Consider the following 14066-nt stretch of genomic DNA (forward strand, 5'->3'; position numbering starts at 1 on the left):
GCGACAGCGATTGCGCCCGGGCCGAAGGCGCATAATGATACGGGTCCGTAACGATCGGGATCCGCGCATTCATGCCCTTGGAGATCAGGCCCTCGCAGGCGCTCAGACTGTGGCGGCAGGTGCATCTCGATCTGGTGCGCGACGGGCAGGCCGATCTTTCGGCCCGCCAGACCGCGATCCTACTGACGATCTATCTCGAATTGCCGCCCCATACCGTGCGCGGGCTCGCCGCGCAGCTCGGCGTCACCAAGCCGGTGATCACGCGCGCGCTCGACACGATGGGCAAGCTCGGCCTCGTCAGCCGGCGACGGGACGAATTCGACCGCCGCAATGTCATCATCCAGCGCACCGTGGCGGGCGCGCTCGCAGTCGAGAAATTGGCTGATCTGGTGACGGAGCGCGCAAGGGAACTTGGCGGTGGCTGAAACCGGCAGTCTTCGCGTGTTAACCGGTCGCGACTAGATTGCAGCCATGAGCCTGATTCTCGACCGTCGCCTCACCCCTGCCCGCCCCGATCTCGCCGCCAGCCGCTTGCGGGGCCAGGTCGAGGCGCGCGCTTTCGTCGATCCTGAGCCGATGCGCGTCGTCGCCGCCTCTGCGCCTGTGCGCCGCGAGCCGCGCCCTGATGCGCCCCTCGATACGCAGGCGTTGTCGGGTGAGTTGGTCGACGTCTATGAGAGCCATGAAGGCTGGGCCTGGGTCCAGCTCGCCTCTGACGGCTATGTCGGCTACGTGCCCGACGATGCGTTGCGATTGGATGCCCCCCTGCCGACGCACCGCGTCCAAGCGCTTCGGACCTTCGTCTATCCCGGCGCATCGATGAAATTGCCGCCGCTGGAGACCTTGTCGCTCGGCGCAGGCGTCACGGTCACGGGAGAGGCCGGCGATTTCCTCGTACTTGCCGATGGCGGGCATGTCTTCGCCGCCCATCTCTCCGCCACCGACGCCTATGAAGCCGATTTTGTCGCCGTCGCCGAGCGCTTCCTGCATGTGCCCTATCTCTGGGGCGGCAAGACCAGCCTCGGGCTCGATTGCTCAGGGCTGACGCAGCTCTCGCTGGCGGCGGCGGGCGTCGCTTCGCCGCGCGACTCCGACATGCTGGAGGCCTCGCTCGGCCAACCCGTCGCCTTCGACGACAGCCTTCAGGGCCTGCAACGCGGCGATCTCGTCTTCTGGAAGGGTCATGTCGGCATCCTGACCGACCCGGAGACGCTGCTGCACGCCACCGCCTATACGATGACGGTGATGCGCGAACCGCTGCGCACCGCCCGCGACCGTATCGAGGCCAAGAGCTTCGGCGCGATCACGAGCATCAGGCGAATGGGCTGAGGCTCACCCCAGCCCCTTCAGCCGATACAATGCCTCCAGAGCCGCGCGTGGCGTCATTTCGTCGAGGTCGAGCTCGTTCAGCGCCTCGCGCAACGCATCGACCGCAGCAATGGCTGCGACAGGCGCAGCCCGCCTGACCGGCGCGGCGAAGAGGGGCAGGTCGTCGACCAGCGAGGCGACCGGCTTCTCGCGCTCGGTCTTCTCCAGTTCACTGAGGATAGCGCGGGCCCGTTCGACCACGGCGAGCGGCAGGCCTGCGAGCTTGGCGACCTGGATGCCGTAGGAGCGGTCGGCCGCGCCTGCCACCACCTCGTGCAGGAAGATCACCTCTCCGTTCCATTCGGTGACGCGAACCGTCGCATTGGAGACGCGTTCCAGCCGGTCTCCGAGCGCGGTCAGCTCGTGATAATGCGTCGCGAACAGCGAGCGGCAGCGATTGACCTCGTGCAGATGCTCGATCGCCGCCCAGGCGATCGAGAGCCCGTCGAAGGTCGCGGTGCCGCGCCCGATCTCATCGAGGATGACGAGCGCACGCGGTCCGGCCTGGTTCAGGATCGCGGCGGTTTCGACCATCTCGACCATGAAGGTCGAGCGTCCGCGCGCCAGGTCGTCGGCCGCACCCACGCGTGAGAACAGCCGGTCGACGATGCCGAGATGGGCGCTGGCTGCGGGTACGAAGGAGCCCATCTGCGCCAGCACCGCGATCAACGCATTCTGGCGCAGGAAGGTCGACTTACCCGCCATGTTCGGGCCGGTGATCAGGCAGATGCGGCCACCATTGCTGCTCTCGCCCGGCGGCGAGAGTTCGCTGTCATTGGCGACGAAGGGCTTGCCGTCGCGCTTGAGCGCGGCTTCCACGACCGGGTGGCGTCCGCCTGTGATGATGAAGGCGGCGCTGTCGTCGATAACCGGACGGCTCCAGCCTTCGCGGCTGGCGAGTTCCGCGAGCCCGGCGAAGACGTCGATTTCGGCGAGCGCGGCGGCTGCAGCCTTGATCGGCTCGGCCTGAGCCAGCACTGCCTCGCACAAGGCCGCGAAGACGCCGAGTTCGAGCTTCAAGGCGCGATCGGCGGCGGAGGCGATCTTGGCCTCGAGCTCGCCAAGCTCGATCGAGGAGAAGCGCATCGCATCCGACATTGTCTGCCGGTGCACGAAGGTTGCCCGCCAGGGCTCCTTCAGGAAATCCTCGCCGACGGCCTGGGGGACCTCGACGAAGTAGCCGAGCATGGAGTTATGCTTGATCCGCAACGTCCGGCAGCCAGTCTCGGCGCTGTAGCGGGCTTGCAGTTGCGCGATGACCTTGCGGGAATCGACCTGCAACAGCCGCAATTCGTCGAGGGCGGCGTCGAAACCCTCGCGGACGAAGCGGCCGTCGCGGCGGTTGAGCGGCAGATCCTCGGCCAGCGTGTCGGTCAGCCGGGTCGGGAGGGCGGGATCGGTCGCGCCAAGCGCGCTGGCGGCGCTGGCGAGATCCTGCGGCAGCGTCCCCTGGCGGGCGAGCAAGGCTGCGATCTCGCGCGCGGCGGTGAGCCCTGCCCCGAGTGCAGCGAGGTCGCGCGGGCCGCCGCGGTCGAGCGAGAGGCGGGCGAGCGCGCGCGCCACGTCGGGAACGCGGGCGAGGGCGCGCTGAAGATCCTCGCGCAGGGCGCTGTCGGCGACGAGTGCTGCGATGGCGTCGTGCCGATTGGCGATGGCGGCCGTATCGGTCAGCGGCCCGGCTAGTCGTTCGGCGAGCAGGCGTGCGCCGCCCGGTGTCGCCGTCCGGTCGATGGTGGCGAGCAAGCTTCCCGTCCGCTCGCCCGACAGGGTCCGCGTTAATTCGAGATTGGTCCGCGTCGCGGCGTCGATCAGCATGGTGCCGGCGCCGGCATCGCGCACCGGCGGTGACAAGGGCGGTCGTGCGCCGAACTGCGTGCGCTCGACATAGGCGAGTGCGGCGCCCGCCGCCGCGATCTCGGCGCGTGTGAAGGCGCCGAAGGCGTCCAGCGTGGCGACGCCGAAGAACTCCTTGAGCCTGCGCTCGGCCGAGGCTGCGTCCAGCCCTTCGCGCGCCAGCGGCGTCACCGGCACATTGACTTCGTGCCAGAACGCCTTCATCGCGGGGTCGTCATAGATCGCGTCGGGGCAGACGATCTCGCGCGGCTCGAGGCGCGCGAATTCGATTGCGAGCCGCTCCTGCGGCGTCTCCATCACGCTGAAGCGCCCGGTCGAGATATCGATCGCCGCCAGCCCATAGAGCGCGCCGTCGTCGCTGAGCTTGCGGCGTGCGACCGCGACCAGCAGACTCGCGCGGCCGGGTTCGAGCAGGCGCTCCTCGGTGATGGTGCCGGGGGTGACGAGCCGCACCACGTCGCGCCGTACCACCGATTTGGGACCGCGTTTCTTGGCCTCGGCGGGATCCTCGACCTGCTCGCAGACGGCGACGCGATGGCCGGCCGCGATCAGCCTCTGCAGGTAGTCGTCGGCGCGCTCGACCGGGACGCCGCACATCGCGATGTCGTGGCCTTGATGCTTGCCGCGCTTGGTCAGCACGATGCCGAGCGTGCGCGAGGCGATCTCGGCGTCGCTGAAGAACAATTCGTAAAAATCGCCCATCCGGTAGAACAGCAGGCAGTCGGGATTGGCCGCTTTGATCTCGACATATTGCGCCATCATCGGCGTGACGCGCGCGGCATCGTCCCTCGGTGCGACGGCGCTGGGAGGATTCTGACCGGAAGGTGGAGGAAGAACGTCTTGCATGGCGTGGCGAACGCTAACGATTTGACCCAGGCTTGGGAACCGCTGCGCCGATCTGGGCGTCATTCGGGAGGATTTTGATGTGGACCCCTGCGGAATCCGGCCCTGAGCGTCGTAGGGTTTATGATTCGTTAGCCGCAGGCCGCGTAGGTTGCGGGAACGTAGCTTCCTCCCGCCTCTCTAGGTTGTCCGCGCCGACATGCTGTTCGAACTGCTCAGAGGACTGGCCTATCTTCTCATCGCGGCGGTGCTGGTGCCTTTGGCGACGCAGCGACTGGGCGAATCGCACAGGCTCCGGCAGGTCGTCATCGGTGCGATTCTGGCGGCTGGCGGCTGCGCCAGCATGCTGGATCCCATCGTCGTCCAGCCGGGGATTCTGCTCGATTTCCGCAACCTGGTCGCGGTCCTGTCGGGAGTGCTAGGCGGCCCGATCGCCTCGGCCGTCACGACGACGATCCTCATCATCGTGCGGCTCTATTTGGGGGGAGAGGGTGCCGTGCCGGGCTGCGTCGGCATCCTGCTCTGCGCGGCGATCGGTGTCTTCTACGGCTTTCGGCTGCGCAAGGTCGATCGCGCCGTCAGGGTTCCCGGCCTGGTCGGGCTTGGCCTCGTGGCGGCCTGGATGCCGCTCCTGATCATCGTCGGATCGGTGACGTTCCCGCGCGCCTGGTTCTTGATGGAGACGATTTCAGGCCCGGCCCCGACTGTCGTCAACGTGTTGGCCGCAGGGCTCGTCGGCTACATCATCAACAGCGACAGGCAGCGCGTCGAAGCTCTTCGCCTGCTCGAGGCCTGCACCGCCAACATGCCCGGCGTCCTCTACCAGAAGATCATGCGGCCGGACGGCTCGATCCATCACAAGCTGGCCAATGCGAACATCGAAAAGCTACTCGCGGTCACGCGCGAAGAGGTCGAGCGCGATCCCGATAGCTGGCTGCGCTGGATGGCGCCCGAGGATCGCGCGTTTCTGCAAAAGGCCAATGCGCAGGCCGCCGCCGAGCGAACGCTCAAGCCCTGGCGCTTCGAGGCGCGCCACATCCGGGATGACGGTTCGACGATCTGGCTGCGGACCGACGCGGCCTGCCGCCGCCTGTCGGATGGCTCGATCTGCTGGGACGGCATCATGACGGACGTCACCGCCGAGCGCACGCTGGAGCAGCGCCAGCGCGAGCTTGAGGACCAGCGCAAGGCTGCTGTTGACCAGCTTGCGGCGCAGCTTGAGGTGACGGTTGGACAGGCGCTCCGCGAGGTTGCGTCGTCGGTGCGCAGCATGCATGAGGCCGCCAGCGAAATGGCGAGCAGCGCCAACAAGACGGCGCAGCGCGCGGCCGACGTCACGCAGCAGGCCGAGGGCGCCTCGCAGCGCGTCGGCAGCGTTGCCGTCGCTGCCGAGGAGATCGAGGCCTCGATCCGCGAGCTGACGCGCCAGACCGCCCATGCAGACCAGACCGCGCGTGATGCGGCGAGCTATGTGCGCTCGACGCGCCGCGACGTCGCCGGCCTCGCCGAGGCGGCCGACAAGGTCAGCGCGGTGCTCGATTTCATCGAGGACATCGCCTCCCGCACCAATCTGCTCGCTCTGAACGCGACCATCGAGGCGGCACGCGCAGGCGCGGCCGGGCGCGGCTTTGCGGTCGTTGCCGCCGAGGTCAAGAACCTGGCCGAGCAGACCCAGAAGGCGACACGCGACATCGCCGAGACGCTGCAGGAGATTCGCGGCGCGGCCGCCACGGCGTCGGATGCCGTCGCGCATATCGAGGGCACAATGACCTCGATCGAGCAGACCTCCGGTATCCTGGCCGAGGTCGTCAGCCGTCAGGCCGACATAGCCTCGAACATCGCCGCCGACGCGCAGGCCGTCGCCGGCAGCACCAGCGTCGTCACCGCCAGCGTCGGCACGGTTGGCGATGAGGCGCGGGTGACCGGGGACGCTGCCGTGCGCGTCGTTGACGCAGCCCGCAAGGTCGATGAACAGACCGTCGCGCTCGATCATTATGTCGGGGACTTCGTCAAGAGCCTCCGCGGCAGGCTCTGACGGCGCCGCACGCCTCGCCGCGCGATTTTCGCCTTGCCGGCATGAGCGTTGATCGTTGCGCGTATCTTGTGGCCAGGCGGGGGCTTGCCTATGGTCCGCCTCCTTCAGGAAACGCTCACAAAAAAGAACACGTTCATGAACGACCAGCCGCCGATCAAACGCGCCCGCCCGACCTTCACCGATCAGGAGGCGCTGCTGTTCCATTCGGAAGGGCGGCCGGGCAAGCTCGAGATCGTCCCGACCGTGCCGATGGCGACGCAGCGCGATCTTTCGCTGGCCTATTCGCCCGGCGTCGCCGTGCCGGTGCTGGCGATCGCGGAAGATCCCTCCAAGGCCTATGACTACACCGCGCGAGCCAATCTGGTCGCCGTGATCTCCAACGGCACCGCGATCCTCGGCCTCGGCAATCTCGGCGCGCTCGCCTCGAAGCCGGTGATGGAAGGCAAGGCGGTCCTGTTCAAGCGCTTCGCCGATGTCGATTCGATCGATCTGGAGGTCGACACCGAGGACGCCGACACCTTCATCAACGCGGTGCGCTATCTCGGCCCGTCCTTCGGCGGCATCAATCTGGAGGATATCAAGGCTCCGGAATGCTTCATCATCGAGCAGCGCCTGCGCGAATTGATGGACATCCCGGTCTTCCATGACGACCAGCACGGCACCGCGATCATCGCTGCCGCAGGCCTCATCAATGCCCTCGACCTGACGGGCCGCGACGTCAAATCGACCCGCCTCGTCATCAACGGCGCAGGCGCCGCCTCGATCGCCTGCACGGAACTGCTCAAGGCGATGGGCTTCAAGCCCGACAACGTCATCCTCTGCGACACCAAGGGCGTGATCTACCAGGGCCGCACCGAGGGCATGAACCAGTGGAAATCGGCCCATGCGGCGATTACCGACCGGCGCACCCTGGCCCAGGCGATGGAGGGCGCCGATGCCTTCTTCGGCCTCAGCCAGAAGGGCGCCGTGACGCCGGAGATGGTGGCCTCGATGGCGCCCAATCCGATCATCTTCGCCATGGCAAATCCTGATCCGGAGATCACGCCCGAGGAGGTCCACGCCGTCCGCGACGACGCGATCATGGCGACGGGCCGCTCGGACTATCCCAACCAGGTCAACAACGTCCTCGGCTTCCCCTTCATCTTCCGCGGGGCGCTCGATGTCCGCGCCACCACGATCAACATGGAGATGAAGATCGCTGCGGCCGAGGCGCTGGCCTCGCTCGCCCGCGAGGATGTGCCCGACGAGGTCGCTGCCGCCTATCAGGGTTCGCGGCCACGCTACGGCAAGGAATACATCATTCCGGTGCCGTTCGACCCGCGCTTGATCCATGTCGTGCCCGTCGCCGTCGCCAAGGCTGCGATGGAGACCGGCGTCGCCGGCAAGCCGATCGTCGATATTCCCGCCTATAAGGCCCAGCTCTCGGCGCGGCGCGATCCCGTCGCCGGCACGCTGAACCGCATTTTCGAGCGCGTCCGGCGTTATCCCAAGCGCGTCGTCTTCGCCGAGGGCGAGGAGGAGCAGGTCATCCGCGCGGCGGTGTCCTTCGTCAACCAGGGGCTCGGCCACGCCATCCTGGTCGGGCGCGAGGAGCGCGTCTACGAGACCGCGACCTTCCTCGGCGTCGACCTCGAGGCCAAGGGCATCTCGGTCCAGAACGCCCGCCTCTCGCGCCGCAACAGCGCCTATGCGCAATATCTCTACGAGCGGCTGCAGCGGCAGGGCTATCTCTTCCGCGACTGCCAGCGCCTGATCAATCAGGACCGCAACCACTTCGCCGCCGCGATGGTGGCGCTTGGGGATGCCGATGCGCTGGTCACGGGCGTGACCCGCAACTACTCGATCGCGCTCGAGGAGGTTCGCCGCGTCATCGACGACCGGCCCGGCCACAGGCTGATCGGCGTCTCGATCGTGCTCTCGCGCGAGCGCACCGTGCTCGTCGCCGACACCGCGATCACCGAGATGCCGACGGCGCAGGAGCTTGCCGAGATCGCCATCGAGGCCGCCGGCGTCGCCCGTCGCCTTGGCTACGAGCCCAAGGTCGCCATGCTCGCCTTCTCAACCTTCGGCCATCCGGCCGGCGAGCGCTCGGAGAAGGTGCGCGAAGCGGTGAAGCTGCTCGACGGTCAGCGCGTCGATTTCGAGTATGACGGCGAGATGGCCGCCGATGTCGCGCTGAATCGCGAGCTGATGAGCCAGTATCCGTTCTGCCGCTTGAGCGGTCCGGCCAATGTGCTGATCATGCCGGCGTTCCACTCGGCCTCGATCTCGACCAAGATGCTGCAGGAACTCGGCGGTTCGACCGTGATCGGCCCGCTGATCGTCGGCCTCGACAAGCCGGTGCAGATCGTGCCGCTGGGCGCCAAGGACAGCGACATCGTCAACATGGCGGCGCTCGCCGCCTTCAATATCGGCGGCTGAGCCGGTACCGCGACGTCATTGCGAGCGGAGCAAAGCAATCCAGTGTCGTAGCGCGCTACGGCCCCTGGATTGCTTCGTCGCTAGCGCTTCTCGCAATGACAGCCTTTAAGTCTCAGGATGCGTTCTTCCTGCGCGTCTCGGCGGCCTTCTTCGCGGCAGCGGAGCGTTCCGCTGCAGGCCGTGAGGCGGAAGCTTGTCTGCCGATCGTCCCGCCTCTTTTGGCCGAGACCTTGGTGTCGGGCACGCCCCGACCTGAGCCGGACTTGTTGCCGCCGCCGCTCTCCGTGTTGACGGTCGCCCAGGCGCGCGCCTGGGCCTCGTCATGCGGGACGCCGCGCTCCTCGTAACTCTCCGCGATATGCTCGGCTTTGCGCTTCTGCCTGTCGGTATAGGCGGATTTGTCGCCGCGTGGCATGGCATGCCCACCTCGCTCTTCGCCTAGCGCGGAAACGTCAGGCGGGCAGTGCGGTTCCCCGTGAGGTCGGGCCTCGGTATTCTCAGTGGGGCTCGACGGCGGCGTCGAAGCAGGCCTGGAGCATCTCGCGGCAGGCCGCGAGTTGGGCGCGCGCCGAAGCGAGCGCGACATGGGGCGCGATATCGGCGAGGTCGCGCAAGGCGACATCGACCGCCGTGATCAAGTCGATGTCGGGAAGGGCCTCGCTGGCATCGGCAAGCGGGAGGCGGAACTGCAGGACTTGACCCATGAGCAACTGACGGCTTGAGCGAATCGGGCCATCAGAATCGTCTGGGAACGTCAAAAAACCCGTTAACGATAATCGCAATTATGCCGGGCCGGTCGCGAGCACGGCAAAAAGGCCTCCAACCGCAGGACGATCTTGGTGAAGTTGCCGGTCGCGTTGTCGGCCTTCAGTACGCGGAACTCGGAGCCGGTCGCAGGTGAGAAATCCTGGATGTGCCCCGTCGGCGCCTGGTGGCGCAGGGCATCGACGGTGAAGCTGACAGGCTGGCCCAGCTTAGAGGGTGAGTTCGGAGGCGGGCGGGTCGTTGCCATGAAAATTACATGGTATGCCAACTACCCGCATGCATATGAAACTATGAGGCGCACCCTGCAAAAGCCGGAAAGCGCGTCGGCATCTTGCGGGGCGGGACCCGGCAGCCGGTTCAGTTCTTCTCGATGTTCCAGAACAGCATCACGGGTGCGTTCAGCACGCCCGTGACATTGCTGCGCCGGGCATAGGGCTGGTCGAATTGGCCGAGCACCCGATAGGGCTGCACCTCGGCCAGCCGGCGATGCAGGATTTCGATCGCGAGCTTGCGGCTGGCGTCGTCGGGTGCATCGACGACTGCGCCGCGCAAGCGCTCGGCTTCCGCATCGCAAGGCCAGCCCGCCCAGGCCTTCTCGCAGGCCATGTTGGTGCCGATATTAGTCATCGGCGACTGCATGGTGGCTCCCGAGGCATAGGTCACGAACAGGTTCCAGCCGCCTTGCTCGGGCGCGCCGCGGTTCTGCTGTCGCGTCGTCACGGTGCCCCAGTCGGAGAACTGCACATCGACATTGAAGCCTACCTTCTTCAGCGAATCGGCTGCGACCTCGGCCATCCGACCGATCGGGGCGATGTCGTAGCTCGAGCTCAGCACCAGCTTCTCGCCCTTGTAGCCGCTCTCGGCCAACAGGCGGCGCGCCGTCTCGAGATCCGGCTTGCTGAAGGCTTCCGCGCCGGCTTCCGTGCCGTTGGGGCTGCCGCAGATGAAATAGGAATTGCAGCGCCGCCACCACTGCTCGTCCCCGAAACCGCCAGCGAGGAAGTCTGCCTGGTCGGTGGCATAGGCCAGTGCCAGGCGGGCCTTGGGATTATTGAAGGGCGGATACAGATGGTTCGGCCGCAGCATCACCTGGTTGGCCAGGCTCGAATAGCGATCGACCTTGATGTCGCCGCTTCTGGCGATCACCGGGATCAGGTCCTGGCTCGGCTGCTCCCAGATATCGATCTCGCCGGTCTGCAAGGCGGCGGCGGCCGTCGCGGGATCGGGCATGATCAGCCACTCGACCCTGTCGAGCTTGACGACGCGCCCGCCCGCCAGCCCGTCAGCTGGTTCGGCGCGCGGCACATAATCGGGGTTGCGGTCGTAGACGACCTTGGCGCCGCTGCGCCATTCGGCACGGTTGAACCGGAAAGGCCCGCTGCCGATCGCCTCGGTCACCGGCTTCATCGGGTCGGTGACGGCGTCGCTCTCACGCATGATCACCGGGATCTGGCCAACGGCCGAGCCCAGCGCGAAGGGCACCAGTGCCATCGGCCGCTTCAGTTTCAATGTGAAGGTCTTGTCGTCGACGACCTCCGTCGCATCGGTGTATTCGCCGAGCTTGCCGCCGATCGTATCGCGGACCATCCAGCGCTTCAGCGAGGCGATGACGTCGCGCGTGGTGACAGGTTGCCCATCATGGAATTTCAGGCCGGGCCGTAATGTGAAGGTCCAGGCGAGGCCGTCCGCCGAGGTCGAGAAGCTTTCGACCATCTGCGGTTTCGGATTGAGCTTGGCGTCCCAGGCGAACAGCGTCTCGTAGATCATCAGACCGTGCATGCGGGTGATGACGATCGAGGCCGCGACCGGGTCGAGCGTCTTGAGATCGGCATGCGGCGCGACGCGCAAGGTCCGGGCAGGCACCGGCTGGGCCTGCGCCGGGATCGGCAGCGCAAGCGCAGCGACGAAGGAAAGGGCGGCAAGACGCGAGAGGATCATCATCTGGCTCCTTGTTCGGCGATGCGGTCGAACTGCAGGACGCGGGCGCGGTGGCTGGCGAGACGAAGCGACCCGTCCGGCTGCAAGCAAAGACAAGGCCGATGCCGCCATGGGCCATGACTCAGATCGGCGAGCGCCCGGCCGCCCGGCAGGGCGGTGAGCACGGTTTCGGTTCCGGCGTCCCCCGCCCAGGGCATCACGGCGGTGCCGTCCGGGCGGATCAGGATCTCGGCGCCGAAGATGCGCTCGCGCCAGCGTCCGGTCAGCCGCTGGTCGAGAGCCGTCCCCGCAGGAACGCGCACGAGGCGGCGCCGGACGCCGCCGATCTTGCCTTCGAGCGTGTCAGTGCCGGTTTGCCCAAGCCTGATATCGAGATAGGCGGGCAGGCTGCGCAGGCCGTTGTCGCCATCGCTGACGAGGCGCTCATAGCCGCCCATGAAGCTGATCGAATCCGGCGATAGCTCCGCCCAGAACGGGCCGCTCTCGGCGGCGAACAGGCCTGTGGGCGCATCACTTGCTGGGCTGGGCAAGTCCCGGCCCAGCAGCGCGGCAAGCACGCGCAGGCTCGGCCAGAGCGCGTCCTCCTCGCGATTGGTCAGCACGACCACGCCGACGCCTTGGGAGGGCGCCATCAGGAAGTGGTTGCGGTAGCCGGGCAGCGAGCCGCCATGGCCGACAAGCGCGACATCCTCCAATGCGCTGCAGACCAGCCCGAGCCGGTAGACGCTGCTGCTGCCATCGATGAAGGCGCGCGGCGCGGTCAGGCGCTCCAGCATGCCGGCCAGCGAGCCGCGCCCGGCGAGCAGGGCCGAGGCCCAGCGCGCCAGCCCCGTCGCGCTGCCGGTGATCCCGCCCGAGGCGGAGAAATGAAAGCCGTAGCGGCCGCGTCGCCAGCTCTCGCCGTCACGCCAGTACCCCGTCGCGAGGCCGGGCACGATCTCGGTCTCATCCTGCGGAAAGCGGATCGGCAGGTCGAACTCCGCCATCAGCCGGTCCACGGCCTCGGCATAATCGATCCCGAGCCGCTTCTGCAGCACGAGCTGGCCGAGGCGCCAGCCGGTGTTGGAATAGGCCATCTCCAGCCCGGGCTCGCCATTCAGGGACGGCAGGCGTTGCGCGACGGCGAGGATTTCGCTGGCGCTCAGGCTGGCGGTGTAGGGCACGCCGCGCTGCCAGAACACTTCCATCATGTCCGGCAGGGTGCCGGTCATGTCGAGTGCGCGGCCGAGCGGCAGGCGGGCGAAGGCCTCGGGCAGATCCGCAAGCCATGTCCCGAGCGGGGCGTCGAAAGGCACATCCGCCTGCAACAGAAGGGTCGCCAGCATATGCTTGCTGATCGAGGCGAAGCGGTTCGTCGTATCCGGGGTGAAGGCGAGCCCGTGCTCGATCACCGCGAAGCCGCCGCTCAGCGCTTCGCGGACGCCGTTGCTGTCGAAGATCACGACCGCCCCGCCGGGGCCGCCTTCCTGTCGCCAGCTCTCCGTGATGCTTGCAGCCTCGGCCCTGGCGCGCGTCCAATCCGGCATTCCGGCCTCTCCTCATCCGCCGAGCGATTGCTGGCGGTGAGTGTCGGGGAAGTTCGGTGGCCGGCGCAATCTCCGCGTTATGCAGTGGGAGCAGGCCAGTGCGGCGATCGCAGTCACGGGTCTGGAAACAGACAAGCCCTCAGCTGCCCATGTTGGCATCGGTCTCTGAAGCATGCTCTATGTGTGGGAACGCGCGCCCGTATAAAACGAGCGAAAACAGCAGGCGGGATTCACCGCCTTGGCTCTTCCATGGGAGGAAGACATGCAATTCGACCGACGCCACGTCCTGTCCGGCCTGATCGCGGCTCCCGCCGTCCTGACCTTCAGTCGGCCGGGCTCCGCCCAAAGCGCGACGACGCTGAAGATCTCGCATCAGTTTCCCGGCGGCAGCATCGACCAGGGCGATTTCCGCGATCGGCTGTGCCGGATCATGGCGCGCGAGGTCGAGAAGCGTACGGCAGGCTCGCTCAAATTCGAGGTCTACGCCAACTCGTCCCTGATGAAGACGAATGCGCAGTTTTCGGCGATGCGCAAGGGCGCGCTGGACATGTCGCTTTACCCGATCGCCTATGCCGGCGGCGAGCTGCATGCCTGCAATCTCGGGCTGATGCCCTGCCTGGTCACGAGCTATGAGCAGGGCGCGAAATGGAAGACCTCGGAGGTCGGCAAGGCGCTGACCAAGATCGTCGAGGACAAGGGCATCAAGATCATCTCCTGGATCTGGCAGGCCGGCGGCGTCGCCTCGCGCAAGGGCGCGATCGGCGGCCCCGACGACGTCAAGGGCATCAAGATCCGCGGCGGCAGCCGCGAGATGGATCTGATGTTCACCGCCGCAGGCGCCCAGGTGTCGACGATGCCGTCGAACGAGGTCTATATCGGCATGCAGACCGGCGCGCTCGACGCCGCCGTGACCTCCTCGACCAGCCTGATCTCGTTCCGCCTGGAAGAACTGTCGAAATCGCTGACGGCGGCCCGCAGGGGCTCGTTCTGGTTCATGCTCGAACCGGTGCTGATGTCCAAGGCGATCTTCGACAGCCTGAAGCCCGAGCAGCAGAAGGCGCTGCTCGATGTCGGCGCCGAGATGGAGACCTGGGGTACGGCCGAGGCCAAGAAGGACGATGAGGAGGTCGCGAAGGTCTATGCCGCCAAGGGCGTGCAGGTCGTCGACCAGACCGACGCCAACCTCGCGGCCTGGCGCAAGATCTCCGAGGAGAGCGCCTGGAAGGACTATGCGGCAAAATCGACCGAAGCCGCCGAACTCCTGAAGCTCGCTCGCGCGGTTTCCTGAAATGGCGGGCGGCCTGCAGCACGACGCC

At 66.9% G+C, this 14066-nt stretch carries 10 protein-coding genes and 1 pseudogene; 5 read left to right on the forward strand and 6 right to left on the reverse strand.

What is annotated here, in order from left to right; all coding sequences use genetic code 11:
* Positions 1–71 precede the first annotated feature (71 nt).
* Together CYD53_RS26955 and CYD53_RS26960 are read left to right on the forward strand one after the other, a co-directional pair.
* Complete coding sequence (locus tag CYD53_RS26955; RefSeq protein ID WP_092173215.1) at positions 72–425, forward strand: MarR family transcriptional regulator; 354 nt, start codon at positions 72–74, stop codon at positions 423–425.
* 46 nt (positions 426–471) lie between these two features.
* Positions 472–1329 (forward strand): C40 family peptidase, encoded by an 858-nt coding sequence (locus tag CYD53_RS26960; protein WP_181012047.1) that lies wholly within the window; start codon positions 472–474, stop codon positions 1327–1329.
* Between the two features lie 3 nt (positions 1330–1332).
* Here CYD53_RS26960 and mutS read toward each other — a convergent pair whose 3' ends face one another.
* Positions 1333–4131, reverse strand: a complete 2799-nt coding sequence (mutS, locus tag CYD53_RS26965) for a DNA mismatch repair protein MutS (RefSeq protein ID WP_425428351.1) — start codon at positions 4129–4131, stop codon at positions 1333–1335.
* Positions 4132–4264: 133 nt separating this feature from the next.
* On the opposite strand from mutS, the gene CYD53_RS26970 reads away from it, so the two are divergent.
* Complete coding sequence (locus CYD53_RS26970; RefSeq protein ID WP_103721180.1) at positions 4265–6100, forward strand: methyl-accepting chemotaxis protein; 1836 nt, start codon at positions 4265–4267, stop codon at positions 6098–6100.
* A gap of 135 nt (positions 6101–6235) precedes the next feature.
* Positions 6236–8521: an NADP-dependent malic enzyme gene (locus CYD53_RS26975; protein WP_103721197.1), complete on the forward strand. Its 2286-nt coding sequence runs from the start codon at positions 6236–6238 to the stop codon at positions 8519–8521.
* Positions 8522–8633: 112 nt separating this feature from the next.
* On the opposite strand, the gene CYD53_RS26980 is transcribed toward CYD53_RS26975, so the two are convergent.
* The 5 genes and pseudogenes from CYD53_RS26980 to CYD53_RS27000 all read right to left on the reverse strand — a co-directional run bounded on the left by CYD53_RS26980 (position 8634) and on the right by CYD53_RS27000 (position 12750).
* Positions 8634–8936 (reverse strand): plasmid stabilization protein, encoded by a 303-nt coding sequence (locus tag CYD53_RS26980; protein WP_103721181.1) that lies wholly within the window; start codon positions 8934–8936, stop codon positions 8634–8636.
* Between the two features lie 82 nt (positions 8937–9018).
* The gene (locus tag CYD53_RS26985) at positions 9019–9225 is read right to left on the reverse strand and encodes a hypothetical protein (RefSeq protein ID WP_103721182.1); all 207 of its coding nucleotides are present in this window, start codon (positions 9223–9225) and stop codon (positions 9019–9021) included.
* 116 nt (positions 9226–9341) lie between these two features.
* Positions 9342–9497: pseudogene (locus CYD53_RS26990) on the reverse strand (HlyD family secretion protein); the annotation flags it as partial.
* Between the two features lie 146 nt (positions 9498–9643).
* The gene (locus tag CYD53_RS26995) at positions 9644–11224 is read right to left on the reverse strand and encodes an ABC transporter substrate-binding protein (RefSeq protein WP_103721198.1); all 1581 of its coding nucleotides are present in this window, start codon (positions 11222–11224) and stop codon (positions 9644–9646) included.
* Positions 11224–12750, reverse strand: a complete 1527-nt coding sequence (locus tag CYD53_RS27000) for a serine hydrolase domain-containing protein (RefSeq protein WP_103721183.1) — start codon at positions 12748–12750, stop codon at positions 11224–11226. Before CYD53_RS27000 ends, CYD53_RS26995 begins: the two co-directional genes overlap by 1 nt.
* A gap of 262 nt (positions 12751–13012) precedes the next feature.
* Between CYD53_RS27000 and dctP the strand changes: the two genes are divergently transcribed.
* Positions 13013–14038 carry a TRAP transporter substrate-binding protein DctP gene (gene dctP, locus CYD53_RS27005; protein ID WP_103721184.1) on the forward strand — a complete coding sequence of 342 codons (1026 nt, stop codon included), beginning with the start codon at positions 13013–13015 and terminating at the stop codon, positions 14036–14038.
* Positions 14039–14066: the final 28 nt, after the last annotated feature.

Origin of the sequence: Allobosea psychrotolerans (assembly GCF_002917105.1) — a bacterium.
GTDB lineage: Bacteria > Pseudomonadota > Alphaproteobacteria > Rhizobiales > Beijerinckiaceae > Allobosea > Allobosea psychrotolerans.